Genomic DNA, 18063 nt, shown 5'->3' on the forward strand with positions numbered 1-18063 from the left:
TGTTTATAATGACTAATGAATAATGAGGAATGACTAATTGTTCATTCCTCATTATTCATTATTAACTATTCATTAATAATTGCCTTAATCAGTTCTACCGCCTTGGCAGGTACTGCGTTTAGGCCAGATACGTCTTTACCACCCGCTGTGGCATAAAACGGCTGTCCGCCGCCTCCGCCTTTGATTTCCTTGGCCAGTTCACGAACCAGTTGGCTGGCGTTCAGGTTTTTCTCCTGCACCAGGTTATCCGACAGCATCACGGCAATCTGTGGCTTGCCATCAATCTCGGCGGCAAGTATAAGCACGAGGTTCTCCACCACCTGGCGCATGTCGAAGGCCAGCTTCTTCAGGTAATCGGCCGAGCTCAGGTCTACCCGTTCGGTAATGAGGTTGATGCCATCAAAATGCTGTGCTTTCTGTGCCAGCGTGTCTTTCAGGCTGCCCAGCTGCTTCAGTTCAAAAGCTTCCAGCTGCTTCTGCAGGGCTTTCAGGTCTTCCTGCATTTTCTGCACTGCGCCCGATACATTACTCTGCGTGTTCAGTACCCCGCGCACTGCGTTCAGCTCATTTAGTTGCTGCTGCATGTACTCTTCTGCTGCGTCCGCTGTGATGGCCTCTATACGTCGTACCCCAGCGGCTACTGAGCTCTCAGAGATGATCTTAAAATAGCCGATGTTGCCGGTGTTGTGCACGTGCGTACCGCCGCAAAGCTCTACGGAGTAATCGCTGCCAAAAGTAATCACGCGCACAAAGTCGCCATACTTCTCACCAAACAATGCGGTGGCTCCCATGTTCTTCGCCTCGTCAATGGGCACATTGCGGCGCTCATCCAACGGAATGGCCTGGCGCACGCGCTCGTTCACGATGTGCTCTATCTGGCGCAGTTCGGCGTCCTCTACTTTGGCAAAGTGCGAGAAGTCGAAGCGCAGGATTTTTTCGTTTACCAAAGAGCCGCGCTGTTGCACGTGGTCCCCTAACACTTTTCTTAAAGCCGAGTGCAGCAAGTGCGTAGCCGAGTGGTTCTTACGGATCAGGTTACGGCGCTCCGCATCGATCTCCGCCCGGAACCCAGCCTCTACGTTTTGCGGAAGTTTGCTGGTGATGTGAAGTATAAGATCGTTTTCCTTCTTCGTGTCCAGCACCTCCACGCGCTCTCCGTTAGCTACCAGGTAGCCCACGTCCCCTACCTGACCACCGCTTTCGGCGTAGAATGGCGTTTTATCGAGCACCAGGTGGTACTCGCTCTTGTTCTTGGCTTTTACCTGGCGGTAGCGCACAATGTGTGAGTCGGTGGTATCACAGTCGTAGCCCACAAACTCGTTTACCACGTCCGGCTGAAGTATAACCCAGTCGCTTTGCTCGGTGGCAGAGGCGTTACGGGAGCGGTTTTTCTGCTGCTCCATCTCCTTGCCAAAACCCTGTTCATCCACTTTCAGGCCTTTTTCACGGGCAATCAGGGCGGTCAGGTCCAGCGGGAAACCGAAGGTATCATAAAGTTCGAAGGCGGTTTTGCCGTCGATAGTGTTGTTGTTCTGCTTAAACGTCTCCTCCAGCGCATCCAGTCGCTTCAGGCCGTTCTCCAGCGTGCGCAGGAAGGCGTTTTCCTCTTCCTCAATCACACGTTGCACAAAGCCCAGCTGCTGCTTTAGTTCCGGGAATACATGCGCGGTCTGCTCGGCCAGCACCTCTGTCAGCTTGTAGAGGAACGGCTTTTTGAAATCCAGAAACGTGAAGCCGTAACGCACGGCGCGGCGCAGGATACGGCGAATTACATAACCCGCCTTGTTATTAGACGGCAGCTGACCATCGGAAATAGTAAAAGAAATAGCACGGATGTGGTCGGCGATTACACGTATAGCAACGTCCGTTTTCGCGTCTTCCCCATACTTAACGCCGGCCTCGTTGGCCACAAACTGTATCAGCGGCTGGAACACATCGGTGTCGTAGTTCGACTGCTTGCCCTGTATGGCCATGCACAGGCGCTCGAAGCCCATACCGGTGTCCACGTGCTGTGCCGGGAGTTTCACCAGCGAGGTATCGGCCAAACGGTTGAACTCCATGAACACGTTGTTCCAGATCTCCACTACCTGTGGGTGGTCGTTATTTACAAGCGACTTGCCATCCACTTTGGCGCGCTCTTCGTCAGAGCGCAGGTCCACATGGATTTCGGAGCATGGTCCGCAGGGGCCGGTATCACCCATCTCCCAGAAGTTGTCCTTCTTGTTGCCCATCAGGATGCGGTCCTCGGCAATCATGGTCTTCCAGATATCATAAGCCTCCTGGTCCATGGGCAGGTTCTCTGCCTCATCGCCCTGAAACACGGAAACGTATAGCCTGTCTTTTGGCAGTTGGTATACTTTCGTCAACAACTCCCACGACCACTGCAGCGCCTCCTTCTTGAAATAGTCTCCAAACGACCAGTTGCCCAGCATCTCGAACATGGTGTGGTGGTAGGTATCATAGCCCACCTCTTCCAGGTCATTGTGTTTGCCACTCACACGAAGGCACTTCTGCGTATCGGCCACACGCTTGTAAGGGGCGGGCTTGTTGCCCAGAAAATAGTCTTTAAATGGCGCCATGCCCGAGTTGATAAACATCAGGGTAGGGTCATCCTTCACCACGATAGGCGCAGAAGGCACAATCTGGTGTTGTTTGGAGGCAAAGAAGTCCAGGAACTTTTGTCTAATCTCAGCTGAGTTCATGTATGAGTGTTAAGCCTTTAGATACTAAGTGCTATACTTGTTGTTTAAGAGAGAAAAATATCTAATTTTTGCCAATCGGTAACGCCATACCTTTAGCGCGCACCGGATAGCACATTAGAGGCAAAAGTAGCATTTTTAGCCGGAAACAGTAACATTTCGCCCTAAAATTAGCTCCTCGCACCTCCCCAAACAAGCCATTATTATGCCGTATAAGGAAAAAGAGATAGAGAAACAGTATTATACCATTGGTGAAGTAGCCACCATGTTCGATGTAGCCCCTTCCCTGATCCGCTTTTGGGAGACGGAATTTGAGCAAATCCGCCCCAAAAAGAATAAGAAAGGCAACCGCCAGTACACGCCCAAAGACATCGAGACGCTGCGCACCATCTATCACCTGGTAAAAGAGCGCGGCTATACCATACAGGGTGCCCGGGAGGTGATGAAAAACAAGCCCGTACAGGCAAAGGACAAGATGGAGATCATCGAGTCGCTGGAGAAGGTGAAGGCATTTTTGCAGGGCATTAAAGACCAACTGAATACCAAAGCCTAAAAGCTTCGTAGTTCTTTACCTATGGTGGAAGAACATAACATTTACGAAGTAGCCATTACCCGCTTGCCAGGCGTGGGCGCGCAGCTGACGCGCCTGCTGGTGAGTTATTGCGGCTCGCCCAAGGCGGTGTTCGAAGCGCCGCTCGCCAAATTGCAGAAGGTGCCGGGCGTTGGGCCTAAGCTTGTGCAAAGTATAAAGGAGAATGCCAGAACCACTTTACTACAAGCCGAAGAATGGGTGAGACGGGCAGAGGAACTGGAGGTGCAACTGCTGTTTTATACTTCGCCCAAGTTCCCTGATAGGCTCAAGCAAATCCCCGATGCGCCCACGCTGCTATACTTCAGGGGCAACGCCAACCTCAACCAGCGCCGCATCATCAGCATGGTAGGTACCAGGCAGATAACCACCTATGGCCAAACGGTAACTGAGCGCATTGTAGAAGATTTAAAACCCTACAACGTGCTGATCGTGAGTGGCCTTGCCTATGGTGTGGATATTGTGGCGCACCGGGCGGCGCTGCAGGCGGGTTTGCCCACCGTGGGCGTGATGGCCAGCGGACCGGAAACCGTATATCCGGCCGTGCACCGCAAGTATGCCGAGCGGATGCTGACGCAGGGTGGCCTTTTGACCGAAAACCCTTTTGGTACCAGACCGGACGCCCCGCGTTTTCCGGCCCGTAACCGCATCATCGCCGGCATGAGCGACTGCACCATTGTGGTGGAGGCGGCCATGAAAAGCGGCACCCTCATCACCGCCGACATTGCCCACAGCTACGACAAGGAAGTAATGGCTGTTCCGGGCAACATCACCTCCCCTGTCTCGGAAGGCACCAACCACCTGATTAAATCGCTCAAAGCCGTGGCTTATACTTCGGTGCAGGACCTGGTGGAGCTACTGAACTGGGATTTGCAGGACGAAGCAGCCGCCCGAAAGTCCTCTAAAGTTTCTTTCGATCCCGCAGAGTTTAATGAAGACGAGCTGAAGGTACTGCAAGTGCTTCAACAAACCCGTGAAGAGCATATGGACAACCTCAGCTGGAAGGCGCAGGTGCCGATAAGCCACTTAGCCTCGGTGCTTTTGGGGCTGGAGTTTAAAGGGGTGGTAAAAGCCCTGCCAGGGAAAAGGTTTATGCTTCTTTAGGGTCGTTACCCGTTGTTCGTTAATCGTTATTCGAATAACAGATTTTACTGGAAACAGCACAGGTAGAGACGACTTTAAAGTTACTACTCTCGCTCGCCTCCGGCGAGTGTGTGCAATCTGGTGGCGTCTCGCCACTGTAGGCAGCAGGTATAAAAAACGTAAACTATAGCAGATAAGCACGGCCAGAGGCCGCTTTATACTTCTCATTTGCCGGAGGCGAGCGAGGAATCATTTAATATTCAAACACCCTTGAGTTCTTGGTACACCTGCTCATACTGTGGCACGGGCACGCCATACTTTTGGGCTTCGCGCACCACATAGCCGGTCAGATTTTCCAGTTCCGTTTCTTTTTCCTGGGCGAAATCGCGCTCCATTGAGGAAGTGACACCCCGCTGCATCCGCTCCACCACCGCCAGGTTTCGCGTTATAATGTCTTCGGGCAAGGAGATTTCCTTGGCATGAGCCACCTGCACCAGTTCCTGCATCAGTTGCTGCAGTTGCGCTGCCAGTTCCGGCTTCTCCATTATCTGGCCCATGGTTTGGTGCGTGAGCGAAGTAAGACTGGCCACCGGCGAGATGAACGAGAACTTCTCCCATACTTTGCTTTTCACCTCCTGCCCGTAGTGTTCGTGGTTTATCCCGGCTTCGCTGAAAAGGGTTTTGATTCGCTGCAGCGTTTGCTCAGGAAGCTCCGGGTTGCCCCAGATCAAGCGGTTATACGTGCCCTGCACCTGCACCACGCCGGGTTCTTTTATACTGGCGATGATGTACACGCAACCCCACAGCACCTGTGCCTCCGGAAACCGCTCTTGCAGGTAGGCTATACTTTCCACACCGTTAAGTAAAGGAAGTATAACAGTATCAGGTCCGATATTAGGAGCCATTTGTTCAGCCACCTGCTGCAGACTGTAGCTCTTGACACAGAAAAGGACAAGGTCAAAATGGCCAAGGTCGCCTGTTTCATCCGTTACCATACTTGGCCGGACCACCAGCTCCTCCCCATCCAGCGCCAATTTCATCCCTTGCTGTGCTATTAGCTCTTTGTGTTTGCCTCTTGCTATAAAAACAACCTCATGTTTCTCATCGTTGGCAAAGCGGTTCGCCAGCAGGCCACCATAGTAGCCCCCCACGCCGCCAATGCCCACTACGGCGATTCTATACTTTTTCATGTGTTTTAATAAGTTCCGTGTTTGCGGTCTGCAATAACTTTTTCGAAGTCCCATTCTACGCGCTCCTGGAATGGCTGCCGGCGCACTTCGCAGTTAGCCTTGGAACAGATGGCGCAGGACGGCATGATGCAGGGATCGGTATGAATAAAGAGTTCGATGCTCGGGTCAATCTGCTCTCGTACTACCTGAGCAACCGCCTCTACCTCGTCATGGGCCTCCTGCACGTTCAGATACCAGGGCACGGTTAAGTGACAATCGATGTGCAACGTGGAGCCATACTTGATGACGCGGAGGTTGTGGATGTCTATCCAGTTCTCGCGGCGGTTCTCGTTGAGTACCCGCACGATACGCTGCAGCAGCTCATAGTCTGCCTCATCCATAATGCCGGCAATGGAGGAGCGCAGAATGCGGTAGCCGGTATACCCGATAATTAACCCGAAAATGATAGCCACCACGCCGTCCAGCCAAACCATGCCGGTGAGGTAGATCAAAAGCAACCCGATGAGGATGCCTGCCGTTGAATAGGCGTCGGATTTGAGGTGCTTGCCCCCTGCCGCCAGCACCAGGGAGTTGTTTTGCCGGCCTCTCCGCTCGGTTACAAAACCAACCGCGTAGTTAACCAGACCAGCCGCTGCGGTAAGTATAATACCCACATCCAGTTGCTGCAGCGGCACAGGGTTTATGAGGTTGGCGATAGACTTGAAGATGATGGCGCCTCCGGCCACCAATATAAGCGATCCCTCCAGTGTGGCAGCCACAAACTCAATCTTACCATGGCCGTAGGGATGGTTCTCGTCGCGGGGGCGGGCCGAGAGAAACAGGCTGTAGAGCGAGAATGCCCCTGCCACCACGTTGATGATAGACTCCAGAGCATCTGTTAAAATGGCGTTGGAGTTGGTGAGCACGAACGCGGTGAACTTGGTTACCAGCAACAGCAGGCCCACCAACACCACAAACAATTGTAGCCGGATGTTCTCGCTCAGGCTATTGAATTTAGCTCTCAAACTATGCTTTATCGTTCAGGGAAAACTAGCTGCGGCAACCTCTGCCTGTGGTAAAGATACAAAGACAGGCCGCAATTGCCTAACCGTAAGCAGCGGGTTAAAGTTGCCTGAGACCTTAGTTATCGAGCGTGTCGCTGAGGTCCAGCCAGTTCGGGTTCACCGACTCGATGAGGTAGATGGCGTGGTCGCGGCTGTCGTGCTGGAGCTGTTCCTGGCGGTGTAAGGCATCCCTTTCGGCGCTGTAATGCTCATAGTATACCAGCCTGGCCGTTTTGCTTTCTGGTCCGGGTACAGCCTGGGTATGGGTGAGCTTGTACAGGTCTCCCGCTACGCCTATCTCCACGCTCTGGTGGGTTTGGTCGCCAAAGATATAGACAAAGTAATGTGGCTCTCCTTGCATCATATCATACCTCCTTTTACGGATTACATATACGTGGCACCGGCTCCTGCGTTTAAACCTGCGGCTGGTTTGGGCAAATTAATTCAGGTAAGGTTATAGCATGTTTTTGTTCTATTTTATACTTCCTGCTGCCAGCTGCGTAAGTATGATTTAACTCAACGCGCCCTGTCTGATTTTGCCTATGGAAATCCTTAGAAAAAACTACGTAACGATAAGCCTGCACCGTCCGGAGAGCCTGCTGGAAGTGAACTGGCTACGCCAGCCGTCGGATAAGGAGTTTAAGCATGCCTACAAACTTAGCCTGGAGATTGCCGCGCAGGAGCAACTGCGGTATTACCTCTCCGATAACACAATGGGGATAAACCTGGCGATGGCCCTGCAGCATTGGGTATCCGCCTACGGCAGCGATATTATTGGAAGTTTGAAACTGGAACGCTATGCCCGGGTTATTCCGCCTGATGCCTTTCAGGAAATCGTGTCGTATAAAATGTTTGAGTTTCTGAGCCAGCAGCAACAGGCTTCGCTGGAGTTCCGGGTATTTTATAACAGAGCGGAGGCTATGAGCTGGCTGCAGCACGGAACACGACAATTCGCTTAAACTAGAACTTACAGCCATGCCCCTGAACCCTAAGCTAGAGAAGCTGTTAGCGAAAGAATACGAGCCGAACCATCGCCACAATCAGAAGTATGGAGGCAAGGATATTACCTTTATTACAAACGAATTGGGTGAGCCTGTTACGCTGTTTATCGGGAAACGAAATGAAGACGGAAGTATAGCCGGCGAGCGTTACGTACGCACTATCGTGCGCCAGCCGCAGGGCAACGTTATCCTGAAAAGCCACTGGGAGTTAAAGGGAAGAGTCAGCCGCAGTTAACTCCTACAGTTCCTCCAGGTCGAAGTCTTTGCCCCGGCCATACTTTAGCAGGTCGTGGAGCAGGAAGGTATCCAGCGTGAGCAGGTCTTTCACGCGGTATTCGTTTTCGGTGGGCATCTCCAGCACCTGAAACTCAAAGGTTTCGCCGTGGTTGGTGAGTTTATACTTTTTGCCTTTACGTAAATTATCAATGGAGATAGCCATACCCTGCCCTGTCTGCTGTTAACGTGAGAGACAAATATACGAGGCCTAGTGGCAAATCAGCCTACATTAGTTTATACTTTGTTGAATTTATACTTGCCGCTTTCTCCCACAGCCGCTGTCTCGCATGCCAGAAAGTATATAGTATAGAAGCATAATAGAAGTATAATACCATTTCCTAGGTCAGTATGGCGTACATCAGTGCCCTCGCTCGCCTCTGGCGAGTGTGAGCTATAGGGCGGCCTTTGGTCATTTTAAGTTTTACAGTATAAGTATAAGTATAAGTATAAGTATAAGTATAAATGGCGGGACGCCACCAAATCATGCACACTCGCCAGAGGCGAGCGAGGGTGCAAGCTAAGGCGCGCAGCTTGTACAGTATCGGTATAAAGTCGATGGTCCTGGGGATTTATACTTTCAGCCTCCCTATAACGTCTGGTTTGCCTATCTTTGCCGAAAAACGAAGTATAGGTGCTAGAGATAATTTATGAGGATGCGCAGTATGTAGCCATCAACAAGCCAAACGGTTTGCTGGTGCACCGCACGCGTATTGCCGAGGAGAAGAAGGAGTTTGCCCTGCAACTGCTGCGGGACCAATTGGGCTACCATGTCTACACCATCCACCGCCTCGACCGCGGAACATCAGGGGTGCTGCTTTTTGCCAAATCGCCGGAGGCGGCTGCGCCCATAGTGCAGGCTTTTGAGGCCCGGGAGCCGGATAAAACATACTTTGCCATTGCGCGAGGCTATACTCCTGAAGCCGGGACCATAGACAATCCCATCCGCCCGGACAAAGACCACCAGCACAAGGAGCCGCAGGATGCGGTAACGCATTACAACCGCCTGGCCACTGTGGAGCTACAAATACCCGTAGGGCGCTACCAGACCTCCCGTTACAGTTTGGTAAGGATAAAACCTGAAACCGGCCGCATGCACCAGATACGCAAGCATTTTGCCCACCTGCGCCACTACATCATCGGCGACAAACGCCACGGCGACTGGCGCCACAACAAGATGTTTCTGGAAGAGTTGGATAGCCCTTTCCTGCTGCTGCACGCCGCCGAGCTTCGCTTCGTACATCCGTTTACCGGGGCGGATACCAGTATAAAAGCACAGCTACCGCTAAACATGCTGCGCTTGTGCCGGCAGTTTGGTTGGGAAGGTGTGCTGGCCGAGCAGGAAGCCCTGCCACAGCCGTTGCCTGATGCTACACTTTGTTAAGGAACCGGCGCACCATTTCGAGCTGTGTTCGCGCCACCACCTCGCTTTTGGAGTCGGCGTTGAGCATGGTGAGCATGTACGCCATCGGTGACAGGCGCCAATCCTGCACCACCTCCCCGTTACGGGATCGGTAAACCGGTTTGAAGTTTTCATGCAGGGGCACGTGCATGCAGCTGCATACTTCAGAAGCGCGCCTGATGGCATGGCTCAGCTCATCCATACTTTCGCAGCCTTGCTGTTGCAGCAGGTCTGAGGCATAGCAAGTCAGGTCTTTCTCGGCGAGGCTCTCCAGAAAATTCTCCAGTGGTGCGTAGGTGCGCGTTTGTTCAATGGTTACTAACATGGCAACGTTTGGCTATAGGTTCGCAAACAATCAGACTGCCCGCGCCTTGCGCAGTTCCCGGAGTCGCTCCAGCAGGTCGCGCTCCTCTGTGCTGAGGTTGGTGGGCAGTTTTACCTCTATCTTTACGTAAAGATCGCCGTGTTGGCTGGCATGTCCGTAATGGGGCATCCCTTTCCCACGCAGGCGTAGCGTTTTGCCGTTCTGGGTTCCGGCCGGTATTTTCAGCCGCACCTGGCCGCTCATGGTGGGCACCTGGGCCTCGCCGCCGAGTATGGCTGTGTACATGTCTACGGGTAAGGTAGTGGTCAAATCGTCGCCGCTGCGCTCAAAACGCGGGTCGGGCAGTACGCGCACGTTAATGTAGAGATCTCCTGCCGTGCCTCCGCCTGGTGCCGGTGCTCCCTTGCCCTTGATGCGCAGCACCTGTCCGTCCGAAACGCCGGGCTTGGTGGTAATGCGCAGCTGCTGCTCATTCACGTTCAGGAGGCGACTGGTTCCGGCATAAGCCTCCTGCAGACTTATCTCCATATCGGCCTGGTAGTCCTGGCCTTTTGTGGGCCTATGGCCACCAAAACCGCCGCGCGACCCGCCCCCAAAAAACTGCTCAAAGAAATCGGAGAAGCCGCTGCCACCGCCACCACTGCCAAAGATATCGCTGAAGTCGCCCTGGTAGCCGCGGAAACCGCCGCCCGGTTGCCCGCCGTAGTACTGACCGCCTGTGCCGCCCTGCTGAAACTGTCGCCAGTTAGCTCCCAGTTGATCATACTGCTTACGTTTCTCCTCGTCGCCCAGCACCTCATAAGCCTCGCTCACGTCCTTAAACTTCTCCTCGGCCTGTTTGTCGCCTTTGTTTTTATCCGGGTGATACTTCTTGGCTAAAGCACGGTAGGCTTTCTTTATCTCCGCCTGCGGTGCTTTCTTGTCAACGCCCAGGATTTTATAGTAGTCCTTGTAGTCCATACTTCTCAGTTTTCTATTTCATACGTTTCCCACTACGGCAGTTGTTTTCCTGTTGCCTCCTTCCCAAAGGCCATATTCGTAGGGTCTGTTACAATCACATACTTTGACTGCTCCGGAACCGGTAGAACGAAAGAAGCACCGTTCTCACGGTGCTTCTCCCTTTTTTGCTATACTAACAAATCGCGTTAGATCGTATCTGTTACCACCAACAGTGCGTGAATGATACCTGGTATAAAGAACAGGAGCGTCAGGATGATGTTGATCCAGAACGAAGTACCGATGCCATCGTGCAGGAATACAGCCAGCGGCGGGAGGATAACTGCCAGGATGATCTCCACTACGGAGGTACGTGAGCCACTCTGGCGCATCATCTCCTTCACTTCCTTCTTCAGTTCTTTTTTCTCAGCCTTGGTCATGTCCGCCAGGCGCTCTTTGGCAAGGGCAAGTGCTTCGGCCTCAACAGAAGTCATCTCGCGATCTTCCAGTTTCACTTCTTCCTTCGCGGCTGGTGCTTTTACCACAGCTGCAGATTTACGTGGGGCCACAGCAGGCTCGGCTTTAACACTTGCTTCCAGCACAGGCTCTGCAGCAGGTGCAGTGGTTTCTATTTCGGTAGCCATGGCCATTGCCAGGGACGGGGTAAGGTCTTCCACTTCCTCCACCTGAGGGGCTGGTTTGGCTTTTACAGGAGTGTTATAGGCCTCTGGTTTGGCCGGCGAAAATTTATAGTATTCTGTTGAGTTACAGGAGAAAAGGAATTGTCCTAGTGCCAGTACCACAACTAAATGAAGTAGATTCTTAATTCTCATAGTCTTTCCTTAAAGTTAAAAGTATGTTGTCTCACTTTGAAACCTACACGTGCACAGGGAGTTGCCGCACCTGTAGGCAGATGCTAGTTTAAATACTACAAATGAAGATATTTTGTTTTCCTAATACACAAATTTAATCATTATCTGCATTCGTTTTATACTTTGCCTGCACAAGCTTCAGGCTTTGTTTTACGCTTCGCTGCAACTGCTTCCACTTTGCCCCGCCCTCCAGCGGGAACTTTTGGTTCACCTCCAGCTCAATGCCAATGTATTGCCGATCAGTGAATTTGCGGCGTAAATAAGTCGTAAAGCCATCGGAAACCCCTAAGTAGGGGTAATTAAACCGTACCACCAGCTCGGGCTGCTGCTCGCGGAAGGCCTCTTTCCAGTCACGGCAAAAATTACGCTCTCCCTCCCGCTTCGGGTCGTAGAGCAAGCCGATGTCTGCCTGCCGCTCCTCCCCGTCCAGCACGGGCGTAAAGCTGTGCACGGAGATATGGAGCACCTGGTGCCCCACCATCACCAGATCCTGTATGAGCTCCTCCACGCGCTCCCGGTACGGATGGTAATGCGCCTTGAGGATCTGCTCCTGTTCCGGCTGGGGCAGCTTCCTGGTTATTTCCGAGAAGAGGTTCCGGTGGTGCAACGAGCGGTTAAGCTCCACGAGTAACCTTGAGATAGTAGCGTAAAATGTTTTATCAGCTAAATCGGTTAAGTTTTCTAACAGCTCCTGTGCGCCTATGTCATATCCTCTGTGCGATTGCAGGAGCTCTTTCGCATCGGTAAACAATCCTGCGTGTGCCGGCGGAATCTCGTTGCCGCCGTGCTCGCAGGTAATCAGGGTTTTCAGCATGGTTCATTTTGTAAGAATACGCCACCTTTCTGCAGGCATACCGCCAACTGATGGTATACTTCCCGGATCTTCTCCTCCGTGGGCGAAGCGCCCAGGGCCGTCAGAATCCGCTTGGAAAGGTTGCCACGGGAAACAATAATATTTAAAGCGTTCGCCACTTCCGGCTGCTCGTCCAGCGAGATAACGTCCTGCACCAGGTGCTTCCACAGCTCCCCCACCGTGCAGTCCTCGCTACAGTCGTAGCCAAAAAGACGGATGTAATCCTTATCGGCAAGTATGGCCTCCTGGCCTTTGGCAATCACTTCTAAAAGTATAGCCGAGAGACGGTCTTCGCGCCAGGACTTGAGCTCCTGCAGCGACACCCAGCGCTCGGCAATTAGCGCTTGCAATACCCTAACAATGGCCTGTAGTATAGCCAGGTCAGCTAAGGGGCTTTCCTGTATGTCCAGCAGACGGATTTCGATGGTATTGCGTTCGAAGCGGGCAATGGCACCGCGCGAGTTGAGGAACTCCTCCTGCAGCGTACCCTCCGGGTCGTAAGGCGCCACCTCACGGTACATGGGCTGCAGCACCTGCTCCTCATAAGCTGCCCTTGAGAACACGGCTTCCGGCACCACCTGGCCTGTTATGCTGGGGATTTTCGCCTGGTTCTTCCGGTATACTTCCAGGCGCGTGTCCTTAAGGCCGGTGATGGCTCCATCCAGAATGGGCGTGGAGGCGCTGAGGGCCGGCATAATGGGCAATAGCACCCGGCTGGCTGCATGAAGTTTCTCAAACTCGGCGTCATCATAAAAGGGCAGGTTCAGGTGCGTACTCTGCAGGTTGGCCCAGCCATGGCCCCGGCAATCGAAAATGCGGTTATAGGCTTCGTAGACGGCGTTATGCTCGTGCGGCCACAGCTTTGTTTCGGTAAAAGGGTTCATGAGCGGATGCGCCCCGGTGGGCAGCAGCATGGCGTTATACTTAGCCAGCATAGCGTTAATCTTCTGCACATGCTCCTGAAACTTCTCCTGCAGGTTCACCAGGCTTTTCACCGGTCCCTGGGTTTTTAGCTCCACCACGTGCAGCACCAGCTCATTGCTCCAGGCAATATCCCCGAACTCTACATCCGAGAGGTACTCCCCCACCTCGTCATAAATAAGCTTATCGGTCATGGGCAGCACCTGCAACGTGTCGCGCTGCACGATCATGTACTCCAGCTCCACCCCAAATCCCTCGAAGAGGTGCAGCGGCTTTCTTGGTTTATCCTTCGGTTCTGCCATTTCCGTTTTTGTGGTTATCGATGCGTTGCTTTATGGATTTTATGATGGATGCGTAGAGCTCCTTTTTGAGAATTTTGTCCTCTACCCCGGCGTCTATACTTGGGTTGTCGTTTACTTCGATCACGTAGGCTTTCCCGTCGATTTCCTTCAGGTCTACACCGTAGAGGCCGTTGCCGATCAGGTTGGCAGCCTTCAGGGCCGTGTGCAGCACATGAAAAGGCACCTGCTCAAACGGGATCACCTCGCCGTCCCCTTCCTCGTCCTGCTTCCGTTTGCCGTTCCAGTTATATATCTGCCAGTGCCCTTTGGCCATGTAATATTTACAGGCGTAGAGCGGCTGCTTGTCCAGCACCCCGATGCGCCAGTCGAACTCGGTGGGGGTATATTCCTGCCCGATGATCAGCTCGGACGTTTCCAGCATCTTATCCAGCTCCTGCTGCAGCTCCTCTACATCCTTGGCTTTCACCACTCCTTGCGAGAAAGAGCTGTCGGGCAGCTTCAGCACACAGGGCAGCCCCAGTTCCTTCACCACCTCCTGCCGGTTATCCTTGTGGATGATCATCGTTTTGGGGACTGGGACCTTGGCTTTGGCCAGCAGCTCGGCCAGGTATACTTTGTTCGTGCACCGGAGTATAGAAACCGGATCATCGATCACCACCAAGCCATCGGCATAGGCCTTCCGGGCAAAGCGGTACGTATGGTGGTTTACAGCAGTTGTCTCTCGGATAAAGAGGGCGTCAAACTCGGGCAGACGGCGGTAATCGTCCTTGGTGATGAGCTCGGTGTAAAAGCCCTGGCACTCGGCGGCCTCCACAAAATGCTGGATTGCTTTCTCGTTCGAGGGCGGGGCCTTCTCCTGCGGATCCACCAGGATGGCCAAGTCGTAAGCCTTGCGGTTGATGCGGGCACCCGAGAAGCGGTGGCGGGCAAAGTATGACTTGGCAAAGCTCTTCAAATACTTCCGGTGATCTTCTTGAACCTCGTTAATAGGCACCTGCGAGATGCTTTGCAGCACCCAGTTATCCTTGTACACGAACTGCGCGCGCAGCAAAGGAGCCTGGAAGTGGTCGTGCAGGGCCTTGCACAGCTTTTCATACTTCTGCGCCAGGTTCTGCCCAAAGTATATACTTAAGGTAAAGCTCGTTGATTTGAGCCCGGCCAGGCTTTTCTGGATCAGGTCCTCCATCTCCACGGTGATGGCCCGCACGATGGTAGGGCTTTTGAGATCCTGCATCGTCGTCACGCTGGGGATGGGCTTGTGGCCCCGCGCCTCGGCCAGCAGCGACACGTAGTAGCCGGCGCTCTGGTAGCGGTGCGAGCGGCACAGGTTAAAGATGCGCGCGCTGCGGATGTCGGTGTAAGTAGGGTTGGTAAGGTATGTCTGGGCGTCGACCACCTCGGTATCCTCAATCGCCTCCTCCCAGTCTTTGGGGTAGTCGACAATAATTATTTTTCGCATGGTTTAATCTTCGAGCGGTTCATAGTGTGCCGGCAGTATGGCCAGCAGGTTAGCGTCGTAAGTGGCCATTCCCAGCATAATGGAATTGACCAGGTGGGTGCCTTTTACTTCGTAATAGTTGTCGCCAAAGTATGGGTTCTCGCGGTAGGGGTCGGCCACCACAATACTTTTCTGATCCTCCCCGAAACCGCACAACACCACAAAATGCCCCATCGGGTAGCCCTGCACGTCGTCGTAAACAGAGTTTCCCTGCTCATCGGCATACTCGCGGGCACTTTGGTAGAGGTAGGTGGCACTTAGGCCCGTCAGGAGCGGGATGTCGGCGTCAAAGTACTTCTTGAGCAGCTGCTTGTTGAGGTCCCGGCAGCGCAACTCGCCGCCCAGCCGCAGAAACTCAATGTAGGCCTGCGTGGCCCTGTGCAGTTTGGCGCTCTTTTTATACTTTAGTTGGTCCTCCAGTTTCAGGATAATGTCTTCGTTGCTCAACCCGATCCAGGTGGGGTCGAAGACGAACATGTTGTACGTATAAATCCGAGCCCGGTAACCTCGCTTAAGTGCATGGCATGCCAATAATACCTCCAGCGTCCCTCCCTCATCCAGCGACGGGACTTCCTTAATCACATCGCTGAGCGAAATTGGATCTTTAAAATACCGGTAAACCGCATGCAGGCTGGTAGGGCCGCAGGTCGAGTCGTCGGGTTGTGTGTGGATTTTTATCGGAATCACTGAAAATACATCTGCCTTAGAATGGTACAACAACGTGTTGTTATACGCTGCATCAGGCAAAAGTTTTAAAACATAAGCAAGATATTTCGTGCTAAAATTTAGCTGTCCGGAATCAATCCGGAGCAAACGAAGTTGGGAAAACAGAGGGAAATGATTACCTTAAATTGCACAAGTACCTGATACTATGAGTTGGAGCTTCAGAATAGGGAACCGAAACCGGATGGCACTGGCGCTTAGCTTTGTTTTCCTGATCATCATGGCCGCGAACTGGTTTGTGAGCTATAGCATGACCAAGGTGAGCGGCCAGTTTAAATCGGTGTATGCCGACAGGCTGGTGCCGGCGCTGGACATCTCGGCGATGCAGGAGCGCTACTACCAGAACCGCCTGCTGCTGGAGGAGCATTTGCTGGCCAGCACTGGAGAGGAAGAGCAGCGCGTTTTGCAGGAGATGGCGCAGAACGAGGCAGACCTGGACTCCCTGTTACAGAAGTTCCGGGCTACCTACCTGACCACGCAGGAAAACAGCGACCTGCAGGATTACCTGCAGGCCGGGAAAGATTACGCCAAGACCCAGCAAGCCATACTTGACATGAGCCAGGCCGGGGACAAACCTGCTGCCCTGGCGATGTTTCGGCAGGAAGGCATGGCTGCGTTCCAGGAGCTATTGAAGCCCCTGCACGCGCTGAGCCAGCTTCAGGAGAAAGTGGGCCATGAGTTGTATGAAGACGCCGAACGGCAGATGACGTCGCTGAAGGTGCTCTCTTACCTGGTGATTGCCATGGCGGTTATACTTGCCCTGCTGGTGGGCACGCTCCTGCAGTCTTCCAGAAAGCTTACTAACATCAAGCCCCAGAAGTATCACCTCAACTAAGACCAGTAATGAAGCAGTGATTCAAAGGGTTATGCGTGATTACTTGTTAATACTGCAGGAAAGAGAGTCATCAGAATCTGACAAACCCCATTAATCACTGGTCAGTTTAGCATAGGCCTGCGCAACGCGATCAAAATGAAAGGCCGCTAGCAGCTGCTGCATCTGCTCGGCGACTTTATCGTTGCACAGGTTACCGATACTGCCTTCGTGGGTATGGGTGGCTTCAGCCGGTGCTTCAAAGGTGCCCGCGTCTATACTTTCTCCCACCGCTTTGTAGGCATCCCGGAACGGCATGCCCTGCAGCACCAACTCGTTCACGGCATCCACGCTGAAGAGGTATTTATACTTTTCATCTTCCAAAATACCTTCCTTTACCTGCAGTTGCTCGGCCATGTAGGCCATCATCTGCAGACAGCTCTTAAGCTCCTGGAAGGCAGGAAAAAGACTTTCCTTGAGCAACTGCATTTCGCGGTGGTAGCCGGAGGGCAGGTTGATGAGCAGCATGCTGATGTCGGTAGGCAGCGCCTGCAGCTTGTTACACTTGCCACGCAGCAGCTCGAACACGTCCGGATTCTTTTTGTGCGGCATGATGCTGGAGCCGGTAGTCAGGTGGTCGGGCAGCGTTACGAAGCCGAAGTTTTGGCTCATGTACAGGCACAGGTCCATGCTCATGCGGGCCAGGGTAGCAGCCACAGCAGCCAAGGCCACGGCTACGGTGCGTTCGGTTTTGCCACGGCCCATCTGGGCGTACACCACGTTATAGTTCATACTTTCAAAACCCAGCAAATCGGTCGTCATCTGGCGGTTGAGCGGGAAAGAGGAACCGTATCCGGCAGCAGAGCCCAACGGGTTTTTATCCGCAATTTTATAGGCAGCCAGCAGCAGTTGCATGTCGTCTACCAGGCTCTCGGCATAAGCGCCAAACCACAGGCCAAACGACGAGGGCATCGCTACCTGAAGGTGCGTGTAACCTGGCAGCAGCACGTGTTTATACTTTTCGCTCTGGGCCTGCAGCACCTCAAACAAAGCCTGCACCTCCTGCACTACCTCCTGCAACTGGTGGCGGAAGTATAACTTGAGGTCTACCAGCACCTGGTCGTTGCGCGAGCGGCCGCTGTGGATTTTTTTTCCAGCCTCTCCTACTCTTCTGGTCAACTCCAGCTCTACCTGCGAGTGAATGTCCTCCACTCCCTGCTCAATGGCAAAATCACCCGCCTCTATACTTTTGTAGATGTTCTTCAGCTCCGCCTGCAGCACCTGTAACTCCTCAGCCGTGAGCAAGCCTATACTTTGCAGCATCTGCGTGTGCGCCAGCGAGCCCAGCACGTCAAAGCGTGCCAGCTCCATATCCAGCTCCGCATCGCGGCCAACGGTAAATTTCTCTATCTCAGCGGCTACAGTCGTGTTCTTTTGCCAAAGCTTCATGTTTTAATTTTGAATGAGTGGGTGAGTGATTGAGTGAATTAACAATTAATGGAGGAATTATTAATGATGAATGAGTAAACTATACTTGTAGCT

Annotated in this window: 19 protein-coding genes; 6 read left to right on the top strand and 13 right to left on the bottom strand. The window is 53.0% G+C overall.

Annotated features, from left to right (window positions below; translation table 11 throughout):
- Positions 1–65: 65 nt before the first annotated feature.
- Complete coding sequence (alaS, locus tag C8N40_RS08265) at positions 66–2702, bottom strand: alanine--tRNA ligase (protein ID WP_108211302.1); 2637 nt, start codon at positions 2700–2702, stop codon at positions 66–68.
- 202 nt (positions 2703–2904) lie between these two features.
- Between alaS and C8N40_RS08270 the strand changes: the two genes are divergently transcribed.
- Positions 2905–3252, top strand: coding sequence for a MerR family transcriptional regulator (locus tag C8N40_RS08270; RefSeq protein ID WP_092098229.1), 348 nt, complete (start codon positions 2905–2907; stop codon positions 3250–3252).
- Between the two features lie 21 nt (positions 3253–3273).
- Positions 3274–4392 (top strand): DNA-processing protein DprA, encoded by a 1119-nt coding sequence (gene dprA, locus C8N40_RS08275; RefSeq protein ID WP_108211303.1) that lies wholly within the window; start codon positions 3274–3276, stop codon positions 4390–4392.
- 239 nt (positions 4393–4631) lie between these two features.
- Here the strand turns inward: dprA and C8N40_RS08280 are convergent, their stop codons facing one another.
- The 3 genes from C8N40_RS08280 to C8N40_RS08290 all read right to left on the bottom strand — a co-directional run bounded on the left by C8N40_RS08280 (position 4632) and on the right by C8N40_RS08290 (position 6968).
- A complete protein-coding gene (locus C8N40_RS08280; protein WP_170114053.1) occupies positions 4632–5561 on the bottom strand; it encodes a ketopantoate reductase family protein in 930 nt (309 codons plus the stop codon).
- A 5-nt stretch (positions 5562–5566) separates the two neighbouring features.
- Positions 5567–6565: a cation diffusion facilitator family transporter gene (locus tag C8N40_RS08285; RefSeq protein WP_211318061.1), complete on the bottom strand. Its 999-nt coding sequence runs from the start codon at positions 6563–6565 to the stop codon at positions 5567–5569.
- Between the two features lie 115 nt (positions 6566–6680).
- Positions 6681–6968 carry a GIY-YIG nuclease family protein gene (locus C8N40_RS08290; RefSeq protein WP_108211305.1) on the bottom strand — a complete coding sequence of 96 codons (288 nt, stop codon included), beginning with the start codon at positions 6966–6968 and terminating at the stop codon, positions 6681–6683.
- 178 nt (positions 6969–7146) lie between these two features.
- On the opposite strand from C8N40_RS08290, the gene C8N40_RS08295 reads away from it, so the two are divergent.
- On the top strand, positions 7147–7563 hold the full coding sequence (locus C8N40_RS08295; RefSeq protein WP_108211306.1) for a hypothetical protein: 417 nt from the start codon (positions 7147–7149) through the stop codon (positions 7561–7563).
- 16 nt (positions 7564–7579) lie between these two features.
- Positions 7580–7840, top strand: a complete 261-nt coding sequence (locus C8N40_RS08300; RefSeq protein ID WP_108211307.1) for a hypothetical protein — start codon at positions 7580–7582, stop codon at positions 7838–7840.
- A gap of 3 nt (positions 7841–7843) precedes the next feature.
- Here C8N40_RS08300 and C8N40_RS08305 read toward each other — a convergent pair whose 3' ends face one another.
- On the bottom strand, positions 7844–8044 hold the full coding sequence (locus C8N40_RS08305) for a hypothetical protein (protein WP_108211308.1): 201 nt from the start codon (positions 8042–8044) through the stop codon (positions 7844–7846).
- A gap of 468 nt (positions 8045–8512) precedes the next feature.
- Here C8N40_RS08305 and C8N40_RS08310 point away from each other — a divergent pair, with 468 nt between their 5' ends.
- The gene (locus C8N40_RS08310; RefSeq protein WP_108211309.1) at positions 8513–9262 is read left to right on the top strand and encodes a pseudouridine synthase; all 750 of its coding nucleotides are present in this window, start codon (positions 8513–8515) and stop codon (positions 9260–9262) included.
- Here C8N40_RS08310 and C8N40_RS08315 read toward each other — a convergent pair.
- From C8N40_RS08315 to C8N40_RS08345, 7 genes are all read right to left on the bottom strand, one after another.
- Entirely contained in the window at positions 9249–9605 is a 357-nt protein-coding gene (locus tag C8N40_RS08315; RefSeq protein ID WP_108211310.1) for a hypothetical protein, read from the bottom strand. The genes C8N40_RS08310 and C8N40_RS08315 overlap by 14 nt on opposite strands.
- A gap of 30 nt (positions 9606–9635) precedes the next feature.
- On the bottom strand, positions 9636–10565 hold the full coding sequence (locus C8N40_RS08320; RefSeq protein WP_108211311.1) for a DnaJ C-terminal domain-containing protein: 930 nt from the start codon (positions 10563–10565) through the stop codon (positions 9636–9638).
- Between the two features lie 185 nt (positions 10566–10750).
- Positions 10751–11374, bottom strand: a complete 624-nt coding sequence (locus C8N40_RS23420; protein WP_425440654.1) for a YqaE/Pmp3 family membrane protein — start codon at positions 11372–11374, stop codon at positions 10751–10753.
- A gap of 133 nt (positions 11375–11507) precedes the next feature.
- Positions 11508–12227 carry an N-formylglutamate amidohydrolase gene (locus C8N40_RS08330; protein ID WP_108211312.1) on the bottom strand — a complete coding sequence of 240 codons (720 nt, stop codon included), beginning with the start codon at positions 12225–12227 and terminating at the stop codon, positions 11508–11510.
- On the bottom strand, positions 12221–13489 hold the full coding sequence (locus tag C8N40_RS08335) for a carboxylate-amine ligase (RefSeq protein WP_108211313.1): 1269 nt from the start codon (positions 13487–13489) through the stop codon (positions 12221–12223). Before C8N40_RS08335 ends, C8N40_RS08330 begins: the two co-directional genes overlap by 7 nt.
- Entirely contained in the window at positions 13470–14948 is a 1479-nt protein-coding gene (locus C8N40_RS08340; protein WP_108211314.1) for a RimK family protein, read from the bottom strand. Before C8N40_RS08340 ends, C8N40_RS08335 begins: the two co-directional genes overlap by 20 nt.
- A gap of 3 nt (positions 14949–14951) precedes the next feature.
- Positions 14952–15674, bottom strand: a complete 723-nt coding sequence (locus tag C8N40_RS08345) for a C39 family peptidase (RefSeq protein ID WP_108211410.1) — start codon at positions 15672–15674, stop codon at positions 14952–14954.
- Between the two features lie 220 nt (positions 15675–15894).
- On the opposite strand from C8N40_RS08345, the gene C8N40_RS08350 reads away from it, so the two are divergent.
- Positions 15895–16545, top strand: coding sequence for an MCP four helix bundle domain-containing protein (locus tag C8N40_RS08350; protein WP_245905045.1), 651 nt, complete (start codon positions 15895–15897; stop codon positions 16543–16545).
- A gap of 90 nt (positions 16546–16635) precedes the next feature.
- Here C8N40_RS08350 and argH read toward each other — a convergent pair whose 3' ends face one another.
- Complete coding sequence (gene argH / locus C8N40_RS08355) at positions 16636–17970, bottom strand: argininosuccinate lyase (protein ID WP_108211316.1); 1335 nt, start codon at positions 17968–17970, stop codon at positions 16636–16638.
- Positions 17971–18063: the final 93 nt, after the last annotated feature.

Source organism: Pontibacter mucosus (assembly GCF_003054055.1).
GTDB lineage: Bacteria > Bacteroidota > Bacteroidia > Cytophagales > Hymenobacteraceae > Pontibacter > Pontibacter mucosus.

Bases quoted from the DNA above. Each gene is read 5' to 3' on its own strand.
- argH (WP_108211316.1), bottom strand. From the start codon at position 17,970: ATGAAGCTTTGGCAAAAGAACACGACTGTAGCCGCTGAGATAGAGAAA.
- C8N40_RS08290 (WP_108211305.1), bottom strand. From the start codon at position 6,968: ATGATGCAAGGAGAGCCACATTACTTTGTCTATATCTTTGGCGACCAA.
- C8N40_RS23420 (WP_425440654.1), bottom strand. From the start codon at position 11,374: ATGAGAATTAAGAATCTACTTCATTTAGTTGTGGTACTGGCACTAGGA.
- C8N40_RS08300 (WP_108211307.1), top strand. From the start codon at position 7,580: ATGCCCCTGAACCCTAAGCTAGAGAAGCTGTTAGCGAAAGAATACGAG.
- C8N40_RS08270 (WP_092098229.1), top strand. From the start codon at position 2,905: ATGCCGTATAAGGAAAAAGAGATAGAGAAACAGTATTATACCATTGGT.
- C8N40_RS08350 (WP_245905045.1), top strand. From the start codon at position 15,895: ATGGCACTGGCGCTTAGCTTTGTTTTCCTGATCATCATGGCCGCGAAC.
- C8N40_RS08305 (WP_108211308.1), bottom strand. From the start codon at position 8,044: ATGGCTATCTCCATTGATAATTTACGTAAAGGCAAAAAGTATAAACTC.
- C8N40_RS08280 (WP_170114053.1), bottom strand. From the start codon at position 5,561: ATGAAAAAGTATAGAATCGCCGTAGTGGGCATTGGCGGCGTGGGGGGC.
- C8N40_RS08340 (WP_108211314.1), bottom strand. From the start codon at position 14,948: ATGCGAAAAATAATTATTGTCGACTACCCCAAAGACTGGGAGGAGGCG.
- alaS (WP_108211302.1), bottom strand. From the start codon at position 2,702: ATGAACTCAGCTGAGATTAGACAAAAGTTCCTGGACTTCTTTGCCTCC.
- C8N40_RS08320 (WP_108211311.1), bottom strand. From the start codon at position 10,565: ATGGACTACAAGGACTACTATAAAATCCTGGGCGTTGACAAGAAAGCA.
- C8N40_RS08315 (WP_108211310.1), bottom strand. From the start codon at position 9,605: ATGTTAGTAACCATTGAACAAACGCGCACCTACGCACCACTGGAGAAT.
- dprA (WP_108211303.1), top strand. From the start codon at position 3,274: ATGGTGGAAGAACATAACATTTACGAAGTAGCCATTACCCGCTTGCCA.
- C8N40_RS08330 (WP_108211312.1), bottom strand. From the start codon at position 12,227: ATGCTGAAAACCCTGATTACCTGCGAGCACGGCGGCAACGAGATTCCG.
- C8N40_RS08295 (WP_108211306.1), top strand. From the start codon at position 7,147: ATGGAAATCCTTAGAAAAAACTACGTAACGATAAGCCTGCACCGTCCG.
- C8N40_RS08335 (WP_108211313.1), bottom strand. From the start codon at position 13,489: ATGGCAGAACCGAAGGATAAACCAAGAAAGCCGCTGCACCTCTTCGAG.